This is a genomic window from Lactobacillus kefiranofaciens (assembly GCF_900103655.1).
Classification (GTDB): Bacteria; Bacillota; Bacilli; order Lactobacillales; family Lactobacillaceae; genus Lactobacillus; species Lactobacillus kefiranofaciens.
This window is the reverse complement of record NZ_FMXC01000001.1, coordinates 106,283-122,914: the sequence shown is the minus strand read 5'-3', so window position 1 is coordinate 122,914 and position 16,632 is coordinate 106,283. Positions and strand designations below refer to the sequence as shown.

Sequence of the window (16,632 nt, the reverse complement as noted above, 5' to 3'; positions counted from 1 at the left end):
CTTCGTTTCAATTATTCATTTTGCAGCAACATTAATTTCGGACGATATAAATTACCTTTACTTTCATAAATTGCTTTAACTTTTTTATTGAAACGTAAAGCTACTTTTTTAGCATCCATTTCTAACGAAATACCTGCACCATTTTTTACTTTTAACCACTTGCCCTCATCTAAATCAATCTGCGGATAATCTTTAAAAAAGGCATCAATTGGTTGAATTAATTTATCAACTTCTGCAGGATTTTCTTCTATTTTACTTAATTTTACAGCTTGCGAAATATCAAAGCCAGAACTAGCGGTTCTTCTTAAATAAGTCATTACTGCCGGGCAAGCCATCTTTTCGCCCAGATCATTAACTAAGGAGCGTACATAAGTACCTTTACTGCATTTAATTCTAAAACTAAAGCTCTCTTGCCCCTTCTCCTGATCAAAAACTGGCTTTTCGGTTAAATCATAGTCATACACCTCAACCATACGCTTAGGCCGTTCTACCGCGATTCCTTCACGAGCATATTCATAAAGATGCTTTCCATTAACTCTAACTGCAGAATAAATTGGCGGTACTTGCTCAATCTGCCCTTTAAAAGTAGCCATTTTTTGTTTGATTTCTTCAACTGAAAATGGAGTGGTTAACTTCTGTTGTGCTAATACGCTTCCTGTAGCATCATAACTATCCGTCGAATAGCCAAACAGACCTTGTCCAACATACTCCTTGGGTCTAGTATGCATCATTTCAATTAATTTTGTAGCTTGACCCACAGCAACTGGCAAGACTCCAGTTACTTCAGGATCAAGTGTACCCGCATGGCCAATCTTACGTATATGCAATGCCTTACGCAAATGATACACGACATCAGCACTAGTCATGCCTGCATCCTTATCAATTACTAAAATTCCATTTAACATATATAATCCAATCTAATTAACAAAAAAAGCGCCTTAACGGCGCCTTTTTTACTTATTTGTCCGTTCTGCATCTTGTTTTTTAACTTCTGCAATTAAACGGTCAATTTTACTACCATACTTAACTGAATTGTCTCTCTTAAAAATAAGTTCAGGAACCTTATAAACCGTTAAAGTCTGCCCTAACAAATGACGCATCATGCCTTTTGCTTTCTCCAAGCCTTCTTTAACTTCCTTTTCTTTCTCAGCATCTTCAGTTAAAAGACTGTAATAAACAGTTGCATATGAAAGATCATTTGTACATTCAACCGCAGTAATTGTTACTTCGCTTAAACGAGGATCGCGGATCTTTTTTTGCAAAATTTTGGTTAATTCGCGAAGGATTTCTCCTTCAACACGACCAATTCTATGCTTCATGTTTTTCTCTCCTAAAAATATTACTTAGGCTCAACTTGCTGCATTTCATAAATTTCGAATTCGTCGCCAACTTTAATGTCATTGTAGTCCTTAATAGTCAAACCACAATCATTACCGGCTTTAACCTCTTTAATATCATCTTTAAATCTCTTAAGTGATGCAATTTCACCGTCATACTTTACAATACCATCACGAATAACTCTGATTTTAGAATCATTTTTAACAATACCTTTGTCAACAAAGGAACCAGCAATAGTACCGACTTTAGATACCTTCCAAGTTTCACGAACAGTTAGGTTACCGATAACTTTTTCTTCATAAGTTGGTTCCAACATACCCTTCATTGCGGCAGTAACATCATCAATTGCTTTATAAATAACACTATATAAGCGCATATCGACACCATCAGTATCGGCTTGACTCTTAGCAGTTGCAGTTGGACGAACATTGAAACCAATAATGAATGCATTAGAGACACCTGCTAAAGTAACATCTGATTCATTAATAGCACCTACGCCTGAGTGGATGATGTTAACTCGAACACCTTCAACTTCAATCTTTTCAAGTGATTGTTGTAAAGCTTCAACTGAACCTTGAACGTCGGCCTTTAAGACGATGTCTACTTCCTTCATATTTTCCTTCTTCATAGTATCGAAGAGGTTATCAAGGGTTACATGTTGTACGTTTTCACGAGATTTTTGCAAAGCTTGTTGTGCTCTAGATTCACCAACGCTTCTAGCTGTCTTCTCGTCTTTAAATTCAACTAATTTATCAGCTGATTCAGGAACATCATTTAATCCAGTAATTTCAACAGGTTCTGATGGTGTTGCCCTCTTAACTTGACGACCACGATCGTTAGTCATCGTACGTACACGGCCAAAGGTATCACCAACAACAATTGGATCACCAACATTAAGCGTACCTTGTTGAATTAAAACATCGGCAACAGGGCCACGACCACGAGACAAACGTGCTTCAATAACAGTACCAATAGCCATTGAAGTTAGGTTAGCCTTAAGTTCCATCACATCAGCTTGAAGCAAAATCATTTGCAATAAATCCTCAACGTTTTGACCAGTTTTAGCTGAAATATTAACGAAAATAGTGTCACCACCGTAATCTTCTGGAATTAAGTTATACTTCATCAATTCTTCAGTTACATGTTGTGGGTTGGCACCAGGTTTATCCATCTTGTTAATAGCAACAATAATTGGAACATTGGCACTTCTGGCATGATCAATAGCTTCAACTGTCTGTGGCATTACACCATCATCAGCAGCAACAACTAAAACAACAATATCAGTAATTTCAGCACCACGTGCACGCATGTTAGAAAAGGCTGCATGTCCTGGAGTATCTAAGAAAGTGATCAAGCGATCATCTAATCTAACTTGGTAAGCACCGATCTTTTGCGTAATACCACCAGCTTCATGAGCTGAAACATGAGTATGACGTAAACGGTCAAGCAATGTAGTTTTACCATGGTCAACGTGACCCATAATTGTAACTACTGGTGGGCGCTTAACTTGATTCTTGGATTCCTTAGATGCCTTCATTCTCTTATTATAAAGAGTATCAATATCAGAGATATCTTCATGAACCTTTTGTTTAGCATCTATACCATATTCTGCGGCTAAAAGCTCAATAGTATCTTTATCCAATGATTGGTTTTGGTTGGTCATCACACCCAACATAAATAATTTTTTAACAATTTCAGCGGGTTCACGGTGAATTAGTTTACCTATATCTTGAGCGTTCATTCCCTCTTCATAAACTAAAGTATCTGGTAATGGACGTTCCTTACGCTTAGTTGGTTGCTTCTTTGGTCTTTGCTCTTGTTGACGCCGCTTATTCTTACGCCGATTTCTTTCTGAACGATATGAATGTTCATTATGATTATTAAAGACTTGATTTCTACCCTTACGGCCTGGCTTCCCCATATTACGGCCATGTCCATTACCACGATTATTATTCTTTTTTTCCTTCGGAGCCTCAGGAATATTAATCTTAGCAGCCACTCTTTCATTAGCAGAAGGTTGGGTTTTCTTCAAACGAGCTGGAGATGGTTTTAAAATTTTAGGGCCAATAACTTTCTTTTCAATTGAAGTGGATTTTTTACTCGTACCGTGATTATCTTTATCAGATTTCTTATTATTCTTCACTGGTTGTGGATGCTTCAATTGTTCGTGATATTCTTTCTTGGCTTTCTTAGCCTCACGATTAAGTTGTCCTTCTTCAGCACGTTGCTTATGCTTTAGTTGCTCAAGCAAAGCTGCTGCTTTAGGTTTACCAGAACCGGATCTATTACGACCATTATTTTCATTTCTGTTCCGGTGGCCATGATCATTCTGACGACGTTTACTATTACGTCTTCTAGACTTTTTAGAATTTGAATTTTCTTCTTGTCCCTTCTCATTTTTCCGAATAGAAGAAACAGAGATCTTAATTTTATTATTCTTTTTAGACGTTGTTTTTTCAGCTTTCTTTTTAGCGGGAGCGGAGTTTTGGAAACTACCCTTTAACTTTGTAACTTGTGAATCATCTATCGATGACATATGATTTTTCACATCAAAGCCCAAATCCTTTGCTTTTTGGACTACAACTTTATTATCGACGCCAATTTCCTTTGCGACTTCATAAATTCTTTTCTTTGCCATCCAATCACACTCCTTCATTTACTCTTTTAATTAATGTCTTAGCAAAACCGACATCAGTTAATCCTAAAACCTTACGTTTCTTACCAATTGCATGTGATATTTCTGCAGCAGAAAACGCAGTTATCAATGGAATATTATCTTTCTTAGTAGCTAGGTTTACCTTTTCAGCAGTATTATCTTGAATATCATTCGCCATAATAACTGCCTTAACTCTTTTTCGCTTAAGTTCATCAAGTATAGTTTCAGTTCCACTGATTAATTTACCAGCACGCTGAGCTAAACCTAACAAATTAATTACCTTTTGTCTATCTTGCAATCTTATTTATCACCAAACAATTCTTTTCTAGCCTTTTGATGATCTACATAAGAATAAAGTTCATCATAAAAACCATCAGGGATCTTTGTGCCCAAACTACGATCTAAAACTCGCTTTTCTTTAGCAACCGCGATTTTAGTTGGATCAAGTGACACATACGCCCCTCTCCCTGCTTTTTTGCCAGTAGGATCAACAGAGACATTTTTTTCTTTGTCAATTACAATTCGAACCAATTCTTTTTTAGGCTGCATGGTATCAGTCAATAAGTCTTTCCGCATTGGGATTTTTCTTTTTTTCAAAAAATCACCTATTCTTCAGTATTATCTTCTTCATTTGTATTTTCAGTTTCATCTACTGGTCCATTATCAGTAGTAGTATCTGCCGTAGCAGTATCATCAGTAGTGTTTTCAACTGAATCTTCAGTGTTTTCCTCAACACTATCATCCGTAGAATCCTTTGGCTTTTCATCAACAAATTCAACTTCAGATTCAGGACGAATATCAATCTTATAACCTGTTAAACGAGCTGCCAACCGAACGTTTTGTCCCTTCTTACCAATTGCAAGAGACAATTGATAATCAGGCACAATTACTAATGCGCTCTTTTCTTCTTCATCTTCACCAAATTGAACTGCAATTACTTCTGCTGGATTCAAAGCATTGGCAATAAAATCAGAAGGATCTTCTTCATATTTAACGATATCAATATTTTCGCCACCAAGTTCATTAACTACGTTTTGAACACGCGCACCTTTTTGTCCAACGCAGGTACCAACTGGATCAATATTAGGATCATTTGACTTAACTGCTATTTTAGTACGATCGCCAGCTTCACGAGCAATTGAAACGATTTCAACAGTTCCATCATAAATTTCTGGAACTTCTTGTTCAAATAAACGCTTAATCATATCTGGAGCAGTTCTCGAAACAGTAATTTGTGCACCATTAGAGTCAGAGCCAACATGTGTTACTAATACGCGAACTTGATCTTGTAGATTGTAAACTTCATTAGGCATTTGATCACGATGTGGCATCACGGCTTCAACATTACCAATCTTAACGTAAACAAATTTATTGTCACGTCTTTCAACTGTGCCAGTGACTAATTCGTCTTCATATTGAGAATATTCATCAATAATATGATTTCTTTCAGCCTCACGAAGACGTTGCATAATAACTTGCTTAGCAGTTTGTGCAGCAATTCGACCAAAGTTTTTAGGTGTTACTTCAAAACGAATTTCATCGCCAACTTCATAAGCACGATTAATTGCTAAAGCATCATCTAAACTAACTTCAAGACGATCATCCTGTACTTCGTCAACAACAGTCTTAACAGCCATTACTTTAAAGTTGCCTTTTCTTTCATCGAAATCAACTTCAACGTTTTGTGCCTGGTTATAATTCCTTTTATATGCAGCTACCAAAGCGGCCTTAATTGCATCAACAATAACATCTTGTTTAATGCCCTTGGTCTTTTCCAAGGTAGCAAACGCTTCTAGCATTTCTTTAGACATAAGTTTTTAATCAGCCTTTCTAAAATTCAATTGCAAAACGAATCTTGGCAATTAACTTACGGGGAACAGTTATTGCTTTTCGCCTTGTCTTATCCTTTATTTCTAACACAATCTCATCATCATTATAGGACTTAAGAGTACCTTCATACATTTTTTTATCTTTAATCTTTTGATAAAGAGCGACATGAACATAGTCATTCAAAGCCCTCTTCCAATCTGCTGGTGTTTTAATTGGGCGTTCAGCACCTGGAGAAGATAATTCTAAAACATATGGTTCAGGGAAAGGATCAGGATTAAGCGTATCGAGTTTTTCAGAAACCAACTCGCTTAACGTTGCAATTTCATCAATATCAATTCTATCAGGCTCATGATCTACATATATACGTAAATACTTTTTGCCCTTTTCTGTAACGTATTCCATATCAACCAACATGTCGCCATGCTCATTAATAAGGGGTTCAATAACTGGACGAACAAGATCTATAACTTTAGACAAAAATTTTCCTCCGTAATAAAAAGAGTGAGCATCACTGCTCACTCGAATTTACCTATTCAAACTTCTCTATTAGTATAACATATTTTTAATTAAAAAGTAAAATAGTTAGAATAATGATAACTGATTTTCATCCGGCATCCCATCTAAAACACCATTATCTTCAAAGTAATTCATAATAGTTTGAGATACTTTGCCTCGCTTAGATAAATCTTCTTTGGATAAAAATTTCTTTTCAGCACGAGCCGCTACAATTTGCTTGGCAGCGTTATCGCCTAACCCCGGAACCGCGTTAAATGGCGCTAAAATAGTATGTTTATCCAAAATCTTGAAGTCAGTTGCTTCAGATTGATCAATATCAACCATCTTAATTTTAATGCCACGTTCAAGACATTCGTTGGCGATTTCCAAAACAGTCAGCAAGCTCTTATCCTTAGCAGAAGCGTCATTTCCTTTATCCTGAATTGCCTTTATCGCTGCCTTAACAGTATTTTTGCCATGGCTCATCGCAACTAAATCAAACAGATCAGCCCGAACTGAGAAATAAGCAGTGTAATAGATTTCTGGATAATATACTTTAAACCAAGCAATTCGTAAGGCCATTAAAATATATGCTGTAGCATGAGCCTTAGGAAACATGTATTTAATCTTTAAGCATGATGGAATATACCAGTCAGGAATATTCTTATTCTTTTTCAAAATCGCCATATTTTCATCACTAATTCCACGACCATGACGAACGGACTCCATCGTCGAAAATGAAACTTCTGGCTTAACGCCCCAGTGAATTAAGTCCATCATGATGTTATCACGACAACCAATTACATCTTTTAACTTACAAGTACCATTATTGACTAAGTCTTCAGCATTTCCTAACCACACATCGGTACCATGGGACAAACCGGAAATCTGCAATAATTCAGAAAACGTTGTCGGTTTCGTTTCTTCAAGCATTCCACGAACAAAGCGAGTACCAAACTCAGGTACCCCCAAGGTTCCTGTTTGCGACCCAATTTGCTCAGGGGTAACGCCTAATGCCTTAGTTCCTGAAAAAAGTGACATTACCCCTGGATCATCTGGCGGAATAGTTAATGGATCAATTCCCGATAGATCTTGCAGGTGACGAATCATCGTTGGATCATCATGCCCTAAAATATCGAATTTTAAAATATTATCATGGATAGAATGGAAGTCGTAGTGCGTAATTAACCAGGCCGCATTAACATCATCGGCTGGATAAGAAACCGGCGTAAAATCATAAATATCCATATCATCGGGCACTACAACAATACCGGCCGGGTGCTGACCTGTAGTTCTCTTAACACCACGAACACCACTAGCTAAACGGTCTAGTTCAGCATTTCTTAATTTAAGATCTCGTTCTTCATCAAAATGCTTAGCATAACCATATGCCGTTTTATCCGCAACCGTAGCAATTGTTCCAGCACGATATGAATTGTCAGGACCAAACATAACTCGAATAAAATTATGAGCCACCGGCTGATAATCTCCCGAGAAGTTTAAATCAATATCAGGGACTTTATCTCCATGAAACCCTAAGAAAGTGGCAAATGGAATATCTTGTCCATCTTTTACCAATGGTGTACCACATTTAGGGCAATCTTTATCTGGCAAGTCATAACCAGAACCATATTCACCATTTTCAAAAAATTGGGAATATTTACACTTAGGACAGCGATAATGCGGTGCCAGTGGATTAACTTCCGTAATTCCTGACATTGTAGCAACTAGACTTGAGCCAACGGAACCTCGAGAACCTACCAAATAGCCGTCTTTATTGGATTTAGCTACCAGACGCTGAGAAATTAAATAAATAACTGCATATCCATTAGAAATAATAGAATTTAATTCAAGATCAATTCTATCTTTGACTATCTTCGGTAGCGGATTGCCATAAAGTTCATAGGCCTTATCATAAGTCAATTTCTTCATTTCTTCATCAGCATGAGCAATATGCGGTGGATACAAACCATCTTTAATCGGTTGAATTTCAGAAATTTCGTTAGCAATCTTATTAGTATTATCAATTACAATTTCTTTAGCAACATCCTTACCTAAGAAGCTAAATGCATCCAGCATTTCTTGTGTTGAATAAAAATGCAAATCCGGTTGTGGTTTATTTCTATTAGGATTAGAACGCTGTGCTGAAATTAAAATTGTTCTATAAATAGCATCATGTGGCTCTACATAATGAGAATCGCCTGTAGCTACAACTAGCTTATTTAATTCTTTACCAAGTTTAACTATATTACCAATAATTTCGTGTAGCTGATCCTCATCCTTAATTAAGCCATCTGCAATTAATTGAGAATAGCTTTTTGGAGGCTGTACCTCTAAATAATCATAGAATTTGGCTTTTTCACGCGCTTCATCATAACCCTTTTGCATCATGGTAATGAAGACATCACCTTGCCAACAACCCGATCCATAAAGTAAACCTTTATGTAATCTAGCTAAATCAGATTTAGGCGTCCGTGGAATTCGATAGAAATCTTTCGTACTTGCAATTGAAACTAACTTATAAAGATTCTTTAATCCCTTTTGATCCTTAGCTAATACCGTCATATGAGAAGGTCGAGCACGTTTATATACTTCACCATGAGCAGCATAACTATTTAAATTATTTAAGTTATCTTCATTATATTTTTTCTTAAATGCATCAAGCAACTTATACATCAAATATCCAGTAGCTTCCGCATCTTGATTTGCTCGGTGGTGATGCTCTAGAGAAACATTGTATTTTTTAGCTAAAGAATCTAAAGTATGTCGATTTTGCTCAGGATGAAGTAAACGAGAAACCTCTAAAGTATCAACAACTGGCTGGGTGATCTCGCTCAGACCTGCCCTTCTTAAAGCAGCATTAACAAATCCAACGTCAAATTGTACATTATGACCACATAAAGGACGATCACCATAAAAATCCTGAAACCGCTTGATTACTACCGCTTCATCATCAGCTGCACCAACCATTTCATCAGTAATTGAAGTCAAGTTAATAGTTTGTTCACTCAAAGGATGATGGGGATTAATGAATTTATCAAAGCGCTCAAGCACTTCACCATTCTTCATCTTAACGGCTCCAATTTCAATAATCGTATCATAAACAGATGAAAGCCCAGTCGTTTCTACGTCAAAAATTACAAATTCACGATCTTCATAAGTCATTGGTGCTGGATTTAAAACTAAAAGCGCATGATCATCTATCATATTAGCTTCTACACCATAAAGTATTTTCATATTTAAGGCTTTACCAGTACTATAAGCTTCTGGAAAAGATTGAACATCTCCATGGTCCGTAATTGCGATAGCTTTTTGACCAAACTTCTTAGCTGTTTTAATGAAATCTGATGGTGTATTAGTTGCATCCAGCTGACTCATATTCGTATGTAGATGTAACTCAACTCGTTTTTCATCGCCTTCATAATCTTCAGTCCGACCAATGTGTTCAACAGTCTCAAAACTACTGATATTGAAAACTACATCATGTTGCCATTGATCATCAGCCGCTGAGCCTTGCATTTTAGCCCATGTTCCTGGCTTAATAGCTGACATTTGTTCGATCTGTTCTTTATCAGAAACAAACTTCTTAAAAGCAATAGAATCACTATAATCAGTAATTTCTCCAGTAAAAATAACCGAGCCCGATTTTAATTCTCGGCTTTCAATATTAAAGATATTACCTTCAATGACTACATTACGAGTACCATCTTCAACTTCTTTTATCTGAGTAATCGGAGCATTTTCATCTAACTTTCGTTTACCATATGAAGTTTTTCTGGTGGGATACTTACTAAGTTGCGGTTTAGGTTTATCGGGTGTTTTTTCATAAACCTGCTGCATACTCTTTTCATGTTCTTGCTGCAATTCTTGCAAGCTCTCCAGATTATTTTGCGAACTGGTATTATCAACTTGGGTAATAAATTTTAAATTAAAGAAGCCATAATTGCGCATTTCTTCAGCTAAATCATCTAAAGCCTTTTGCTCAATCATACCATCAATTACATTATTATCTATTGGGATTACCCAACGATTATCAATTTTATCTGGCTTTTGTCCCGCTAAAAACTCTCTAGCTACAGGCTGAAGAACATTAGAATTTTGAACAGCATAATGCCAATATTTAAGTAAATACTGATCTGATCCATCTGCAGTTCTTACAACCAATTTTACGTTTACAAATGAAGAAAAAGTTTCTTCTACTGCTTTTCTTAAAGCTACATAGGTATCATATCTTAAGGGCGTATCAAAAAAAACGTGGATATCCCACCTATGTTCCTTAGCGTAAACATCCACGTTTTCAATCTTTCCTTTCTGAAGCAAATCATTGTCTTCAAAACTATCAGGAAAGTGAACCTGTTTGAGCAATTTTAAGAAAAGATCATTCTTATTAATCACAAAAATTATCCTAACTCTTGATTTACAAACTTGTCTAATTCATCAATTGACATTTCAGTCGCTTTAGCATCTGTTGGACGTTTAACTTCAACGATTCCATCAGCAGCTTTCTTACCAACCGTAATTCTAATTGGAGCACCAACCAAGTCAGCATCAGCAAACTTAACGCCAGCACGTTCCTTACGGTCGTCGTATAAAACGTCATACTTAGAACTGAACTTTTTTTCAAGTTTTTCAGCTAATTCAGTTTGATCATCTTTGTTCATCTTCATTTGAACAATATGAATTGCAAATGGTGCAATCTCTTTTGGCCAAGCAACACCATGTTCAGTCAAGTGTTGTTCTACAGCTGCAGAAAGCATTCTAGTAACACCAATTCCGTATGAACCCATGATAACTGGCTTAGCCTTACCATTTTGATCCAAGAAATTGGCACCCATTGTCTTAGTATAATAAGTACCTAATTTGAAAATATGACCTACTTCAATTGAAGTAGTGAACTTTAATGGCAAGTGATCAACTGGATCAGGTTCACCCTCATTAGCAGTTCTAATATCAGCAAACTCATTAACTTTAAAGTCTCGGTCTAAGTTGGCATTCTTAAATTGATAGTCGGTTTCACCAGCGCCAACTACTACATTGTAAAGGTTCTTAACAGTTTCATCGGCAATAATCTTGTTTGCCCAATCAGCATTAACAGGACCTACGCCACCCTTTTCACTACCAGTAATTTCCTTTAAATCTGCAGTATTTGCCTCATGAACTTCATCTGCATCAAGAATATGTCCCAACTTAACTTCGTTGATTTGCTTATCGCCACGAATTAAAACAAGAACTTTTTGATCATCAGCAATGTAAAGGATACTCTTAACGATTATAGTTGCTGGAACATCTAAGAATTTAGCTAATTTTTCAATAGTATCACAACCAGGCGTTGCTACTTTAGTTAATTCTTTAGGTTCCTCTGGTTCTTGCTTAAAGGTATCAACACTCTTAGCCATTTCAAGGTTAGCAGCATAAGTACCCTTCTCATTAGTAGCAATGGTATCCTCACCAATAGCTGCAGGAGCTTGGAATTCTGTTGAGTTTTTGCCGCCCATTGTACCTGAGTCAGCAATTACTGGGTGAACAGTTACACCTGCACGTTTAAAAATACGCTCATATGCACCTTTTTGATCATCAAATTGTTCATCTAATTGATCACGAGTTGCGGCAAAACTGTAACCATCTAACATTACGAATTCACGACCACGAAGAAGACCAAAACGAGGACGGTTTTCATCACGGAACTTAGTTTGAATTTGATACAAAGCAAGTGGCATTTGCTTATAACTCTTTAAATTCTTAGCAACGATTTCCGTAAAGGTTTCTTCATGAGTAGGGCCAAGCAAGCTTTCACGACCATGACGGTCTTTCAATTTAAACATTTCAGCACCGTACTTTTTATAACGCCCTGATTCTTGCCATAAGGTTGCTGGTAATAAATGAGGCATAATCATTTCTGGAACATTGATACTGTCCATTTCTTGCTCAATAATTGCCTCTGCCTTGCGTAAAACACGGTAACCTAACGGAAGATAAGCATAAACACCAGCGGTAACCTGACGAATATATCCTCCTCTAATCATCAGTTTGTGACTTTCAGCCACTGCATCTGATGGAGCTTCCTTTAATGTCGGCATAAAAAATTTTGATTGACGCATTAATTTCTCCTAAAGTAAAAATAAAACTAACTATATTATTTTATGAAGTAACGATAAATATCATTACCTGTAACTGCAATAATTAATATTAATAATAAACCAAATCCAATTAAATCAACGATAGCTTCATGCTCTTCAGCAATTGGCTTACCACGGAATAATTCAATTAAGTTCAATAAAAGTTTACCACCATCTAAGCCTGGAATCGGGATTAAGTTGACAATTCCTAAATTAATAGAAATCATCGCTAAAAAGGCTAGAACATACGTAAAGCCCATTTGTGATACTTGTGAGGTTTGCGAATAGATACCCACCGGTCCAGATAATTTATTCAAACTAAAGTGACTAAACAAATTACCTACGGCCCGAAAGATCAAACCGGTCGTAGAAACCGCTGTGTCCCAGCCTCGTTTTAACTTTACAAAAGCATTTTCATTACTTTGGGCTTCAATCCCAATTTGATAAACCTTTTGTTTTTGAATACGGCGTACCTTTGGCACCACTGTAGCAGTTCTAGTCGAACCATCTTTAACTAGTTTAAAGGTCAAAGGTTTACCTTTACTTTGATTAATCTTTTGCGATACTTGTTCAAAACTAACAATCTTTTGACCATTAATTGCTACAATTCGATCACCAGCTTCAATTTTAGCATCCTGCGCAGGTGAATGAGCTATTATTGAACCTATCGTAGTAGTCGCTGGTCCTGGAACTGTGAAAGTCCAGATCAAAAAAACCACAAAACCAAGTACTATATTCATAAATGGTCCAGCAAAATTGGTAGCCAATTTCTGCCAAACATTCGCCTGATTAAATTGAGTATCACGTGGGGCAATTACTAATTCAGTACCATTTTTTTCAATAATTGTAGCATCATGATCGACCCGATAGGTTACCCGATTATTTTCATCACCATTTTCATAGCCTTCAATAATTAATTCATCCACTAAATCTGCTTTAGTAACTTGAACAGGAATTCCTTCAATTGGGATCTCTGATTCAGAAGCATCTATCCTAATAACCTGATTTCGGTCATTTAACTGCAACACTACGGTCATACCAGGATCAAGCTTACTTTCATCATCAGAACTGGCTAAACGAACATAACCGCCTAATGGTAGCCAACGAATGGTATAGGTTGTTGGATTTCTTCTAATTTGAAAAAGCTTTGGTCCCATTCCAATTGAGAATTCTCGTACAAGAATACCTGATTTTTTGGCTACAATAAAATGTCCAAATTCGTGAACAAAAACCAGTATTCCGAAAACGACTATAAAGATTAGTATACCTTTCAAATAAAAATTCTCCTAATGTACAATACCTAAAATTGCGGCGACTACGGGCAAAACAAATAGCATACTATCAAAACGATCTAAGATACCACCATGCCCTGGTAAAATTTTACCAGAATCTTTGACGCCATAGAAACGTTTATATGCAGATTCTACTAAGTCACCCATCTGCCCTACAATGGAAAGGAAAAAGGCCAAGACAATCATAGTCAATTCAGAAGTATTAAAGTTAATCCCTAAATTGCCCATAATTGCCATATAGATTGCACTACAAATCAAAGCACAGATTACTGCACCAATTGCTCCCTCCCAGGTTTTGTTTGGACTAATAACAGGCCATAATTTATGTTTACCGATCTTACGACCAATCATATAGGCACCAATATCAGTAGACCAAACTACTACAAAAACATAACCTAATAATGCTAAACCATTATACGGAAATGATCTAATAGCTGCCATATAATGGAATCCTATTCCTATATAAAGCGAAGCTAAAATATATACACCTACGTCATCAAATGTTGTTTTATTTTTGGAAAGAACAGTCCATGTTAAGAAAAGCATAATAATTCCAAAGAATACTCCAAACTTAGTAATGCTTGAAGGGAATACTTTAAAAAATGAATCTGGGACTGTCCAAGTCAAAGTAGCAAGCAAAGCTAGCAAAAAATCAAAGGATACTAAAATCTGTTTCTTCATTAAGAAGATTTCACTAATGCCAACTGCAGCAAATAATACAGTCAACCAATCCATCCAGAGTCCGCCTGCCAGCACAATTGGAATAAATAAGATTAAGGCAATAACTGCCGTAATTACACGTTGTTTCATATTAACTATCCGATTCGTCTACCTTACCAAAGCGCCGATTACGGTGCTTATAATCATCTACAAATTTCTTCAAATCATCTTCATTGAAATCAGGCCAATTTTTATCACTGAAAGCTAGCTCTGAATAAGCCAATTGCCAGAGTAAAAAATTGGAAATACGCTGCTCACCAGAAGTTCTAATTAATAAATCAGGATCTTGGTATTCCCCGAATTTACCCGTCATTAAATGGTCAGAAATCATTCCTTCAGTGATATCTTCACTCTTGAGCATACCTGCTTCAATCATTCCACCCAATTCCTGCATCGCTGAAACAATTTCTCTACGCGAGCCATAATTAAAGGCAAAATTTAAGATCAGGCCAGTATTATGAGCAGTTTCTGACATAGCACGTTGAACAATTTGATAGGTTTTCTCTGGTAGCTCGTCCAGATACCCCATAATATTTACTTTGACATTGTTCTTCATCAAAGTGGGCATATACTTATCAAAAAAGCGCACTGGAAGATTCATTAAATAAGCAACTTCTTCTTTAGGTCTTGCCCAATTTTCAGTAGAAAAAGCATATAAAGTTAAAATTTTAATACCTAACTTATCAGCAGCTAAAGTAATTCGTTCAACATTATCCATGCCCTCTCGGTGGCCTACAAATCGAGGCTTATGCCTTTTTTTAGCCCAGCGACCATTGCCATCCATAATAATAGCTAGATGATTTAATTCATTGTCTTTTTTACTCATATTTATCCTTGAGTAATTTCCTTGCGTTTTTCATCAGCAAGTTGGTCAATTTTCTTAGTTGAGTCATCAGTTACTTTTTGAACTTGCTTTCCCAAGTTGCGTTGTTCATCTTCAGTAATATCGCCATTTTTTTCATCTTTTTTCAAAGAATCCATAGCTTCACGACGAACATTTCTAACGGCAATTTTAGCTTCTTCAGCGTATTTTCCAACTTCCTTAGCGATTTCTTCTCTTCTCTCACCAGTAAGTTGTGGAATAACTAATCTAATTACTTTCCCATCATTAGCTGGGGTTAAGCCAAGATTAGAAGCCAATAATGCATGTTCAATGTCATCTAAACTATTTTGATCATAGGGTGTAATTAGTAATACACGAGGTTCAGGAATAGTAATACTTGACATTTGAGTTAAAGGAGTTGGTGCGCCATAGTATTGAACCTGAACATTGTCAAGCAAAGCTGCATTGGCAACTCCCGCACGAATTGATGCTAATTTCTTTTGATAAACCTTAATGGATTTATCCATATTTTCTTGTGTTTTCTTAATAATTTCGTTATTCATTATTTATTACCTCTAATCACAGTACCAATATTTTCACCCAAAACAACTTTCTTAATGTTACCTGGGGTATTAACGTTAAATACAATTAACGGAATTTCTGTGTCCATCGAAAGTGAACTTGCAGTTCTGTCCATTACTTTCAAATTCTTAGAAATCAAATCAAGTTGAGTTAACTCTGAGAACTTGGTAGCTGAAGGATCAGTTTTAGGATCAGCTGAATAAACACCATCAACACCGTTTTTAGCCATTAGAATTACATCTGCACCAATTTCGGCCGCACGAAGTGCTGCAGTAGTATCAGTTGAGAAGTAAGGATTACCTGTACCACCACCAAAGATAACTACGCGTCCTTTTTCAAGATGACGTAAAGCTCTCCTTCTAATATAAGGCTCAGCAATTTGTCTCATTTCGATCGAGGTTTGCATTCTAGTTGGAACACCAACTTTTTCAAGACCATCTTGCAAAGCTAATCCATTCATAATAGTAGCAAGCATCCCCATATAGTCAGCTTGTGCACGTTCCATTCCTAGCTTAGCGCCAGTTTCACCACGCCACATATTACCGCCGCCACAGACAACACCGATTTCAACACCTAAATCATGAACAGACTTAATTCCTTTAGCTAAGTGTCCGATGACTGTTGGATTAATCCCAGTTCCTTTATCACCTGCTAAAGCTTCACCTGATACTTTTAAAATAATACGCTTATATTTTACTTGACTCATATGAAATGACCTCCTCTAATAGCTTTAATTATTCTACCATATATAACTAGTTAATGTCTTTTAAGTCAACAAAG

At 36.5% G+C, this 16,632-nt stretch carries 14 protein-coding genes; all 14 read right to left on the bottom strand.

Annotated elements, in window-relative coordinates; genetic code table 11:
• Positions 1 to 11: 11 nt before the first annotated feature.
• Positions 12 to 905, bottom strand: coding sequence for a tRNA pseudouridine(55) synthase TruB (truB, locus tag BLP58_RS00635; RefSeq protein ID WP_013853935.1), 894 nt, complete (start codon positions 903 to 905; stop codon positions 12 to 14).
• A gap of 48 nt (positions 906 to 953) precedes the next feature.
• Positions 954 to 1,319, bottom strand: a complete 366-nt coding sequence (locus tag BLP58_RS00630; RefSeq protein WP_013853934.1) for a ribosome-binding factor A — start codon at positions 1,317 to 1,319, stop codon at positions 954 to 956.
• A gap of 20 nt (positions 1,320 to 1,339) precedes the next feature.
• Complete coding sequence (infB, locus tag BLP58_RS00625; RefSeq protein WP_013853933.1) at positions 1,340 to 3,976, bottom strand: translation initiation factor IF-2; 2,637 nt, start codon at positions 3,974 to 3,976, stop codon at positions 1,340 to 1,342.
• Between the two features lie 4 nt (positions 3,977 to 3,980).
• Entirely contained in the window at positions 3,981 to 4,292 is a 312-nt protein-coding gene (locus BLP58_RS00620; RefSeq protein ID WP_013853932.1) for a L7Ae/L30e/S12e/Gadd45 family ribosomal protein, read from the bottom strand.
• Positions 4,293 to 4,294: 2 nt separating this feature from the next.
• Positions 4,295 to 4,591 carry an RNase P modulator RnpM gene (gene rnpM / locus BLP58_RS00615; protein WP_013853931.1) on the bottom strand — a complete coding sequence of 99 codons (297 nt, stop codon included), beginning with the start codon at positions 4,589 to 4,591 and terminating at the stop codon, positions 4,295 to 4,297.
• An 8-nt stretch (positions 4,592 to 4,599) separates the two neighbouring features.
• Entirely contained in the window at positions 4,600 to 5,805 is a 1,206-nt protein-coding gene (gene nusA, locus BLP58_RS00610; RefSeq protein ID WP_013853930.1) for a transcription termination factor NusA, read from the bottom strand.
• A 19-nt stretch (positions 5,806 to 5,824) separates the two neighbouring features.
• On the bottom strand, positions 5,825 to 6,301 hold the full coding sequence (gene rimP / locus BLP58_RS00605) for a ribosome maturation factor RimP (protein ID WP_013853929.1): 477 nt from the start codon (positions 6,299 to 6,301) through the stop codon (positions 5,825 to 5,827).
• 105 nt (positions 6,302 to 6,406) lie between these two features.
• Complete coding sequence (locus BLP58_RS00600; protein ID WP_013853928.1) at positions 6,407 to 10,714, bottom strand: PolC-type DNA polymerase III; 4,308 nt, start codon at positions 10,712 to 10,714, stop codon at positions 6,407 to 6,409.
• 5 nt (positions 10,715 to 10,719) lie between these two features.
• A complete protein-coding gene (locus BLP58_RS00595; RefSeq protein ID WP_013853927.1) occupies positions 10,720 to 12,417 on the bottom strand; it encodes a proline--tRNA ligase in 1,698 nt (565 codons plus the stop codon).
• Positions 12,418 to 12,452: 35 nt separating this feature from the next.
• On the bottom strand, positions 12,453 to 13,709 hold the full coding sequence (gene rseP / locus BLP58_RS00590) for an RIP metalloprotease RseP (protein WP_013853926.1): 1,257 nt from the start codon (positions 13,707 to 13,709) through the stop codon (positions 12,453 to 12,455).
• Positions 13,710 to 13,721: 12 nt separating this feature from the next.
• A complete protein-coding gene (locus tag BLP58_RS00585) occupies positions 13,722 to 14,537 on the bottom strand; it encodes a phosphatidate cytidylyltransferase (RefSeq protein WP_013853925.1) in 816 nt (271 codons plus the stop codon).
• 1 nt (position 14,538) lies between these two features.
• Complete coding sequence (gene uppS, locus BLP58_RS00580; protein WP_013853924.1) at positions 14,539 to 15,273, bottom strand: undecaprenyl pyrophosphate synthase; 735 nt, start codon at positions 15,271 to 15,273, stop codon at positions 14,539 to 14,541.
• Between the two features lie 2 nt (positions 15,274 to 15,275).
• Positions 15,276 to 15,833: a ribosome recycling factor gene (frr, locus tag BLP58_RS00575; protein WP_013853923.1), complete on the bottom strand. Its 558-nt coding sequence runs from the start codon at positions 15,831 to 15,833 to the stop codon at positions 15,276 to 15,278.
• Positions 15,833 to 16,558 (bottom strand): UMP kinase, encoded by a 726-nt coding sequence (gene pyrH / locus BLP58_RS00570; protein ID WP_013853922.1) that lies wholly within the window; start codon positions 16,556 to 16,558, stop codon positions 15,833 to 15,835. The genes frr and pyrH overlap by 1 nt, the downstream gene beginning before the upstream one ends.
• Positions 16,559 to 16,632: the final 74 nt, after the last annotated feature.

Bases quoted from the DNA above. Each gene is read 5' to 3' on its own strand.
- truB (WP_013853935.1), bottom strand. From the start codon at position 905: ATGTTAAATGGAATTTTAGTAATTGATAAGGATGCAGGCATGACTAGT.
- BLP58_RS00630 (WP_013853934.1), bottom strand. From the start codon at position 1,319: ATGAAGCATAGAATTGGTCGTGTTGAAGGAGAAATCCTTCGCGAATTA.
- infB (WP_013853933.1), bottom strand. From the start codon at position 3,976: ATGGCAAAGAAAAGAATTTATGAAGTCGCAAAGGAAATTGGCGTCGAT.
- nusA (WP_013853930.1), bottom strand. From the start codon at position 5,805: ATGTCTAAAGAAATGCTAGAAGCGTTTGCTACCTTGGAAAAGACCAAG.
- BLP58_RS00595 (WP_013853927.1), bottom strand. From the start codon at position 12,417: ATGCGTCAATCAAAATTTTTTATGCCGACATTAAAGGAAGCTCCATCA.
- BLP58_RS00585 (WP_013853925.1), bottom strand. From the start codon at position 14,537: ATGAAACAACGTGTAATTACGGCAGTTATTGCCTTAATCTTATTTATT.
- uppS (WP_013853924.1), bottom strand. From the start codon at position 15,273: ATGAGTAAAAAAGACAATGAATTAAATCATCTAGCTATTATTATGGAT.
- frr (WP_013853923.1), bottom strand. From the start codon at position 15,833: ATGAATAACGAAATTATTAAGAAAACACAAGAAAATATGGATAAATCC.
- pyrH (WP_013853922.1), bottom strand. From the start codon at position 16,558: ATGAGTCAAGTAAAATATAAGCGTATTATTTTAAAAGTATCAGGTGAA.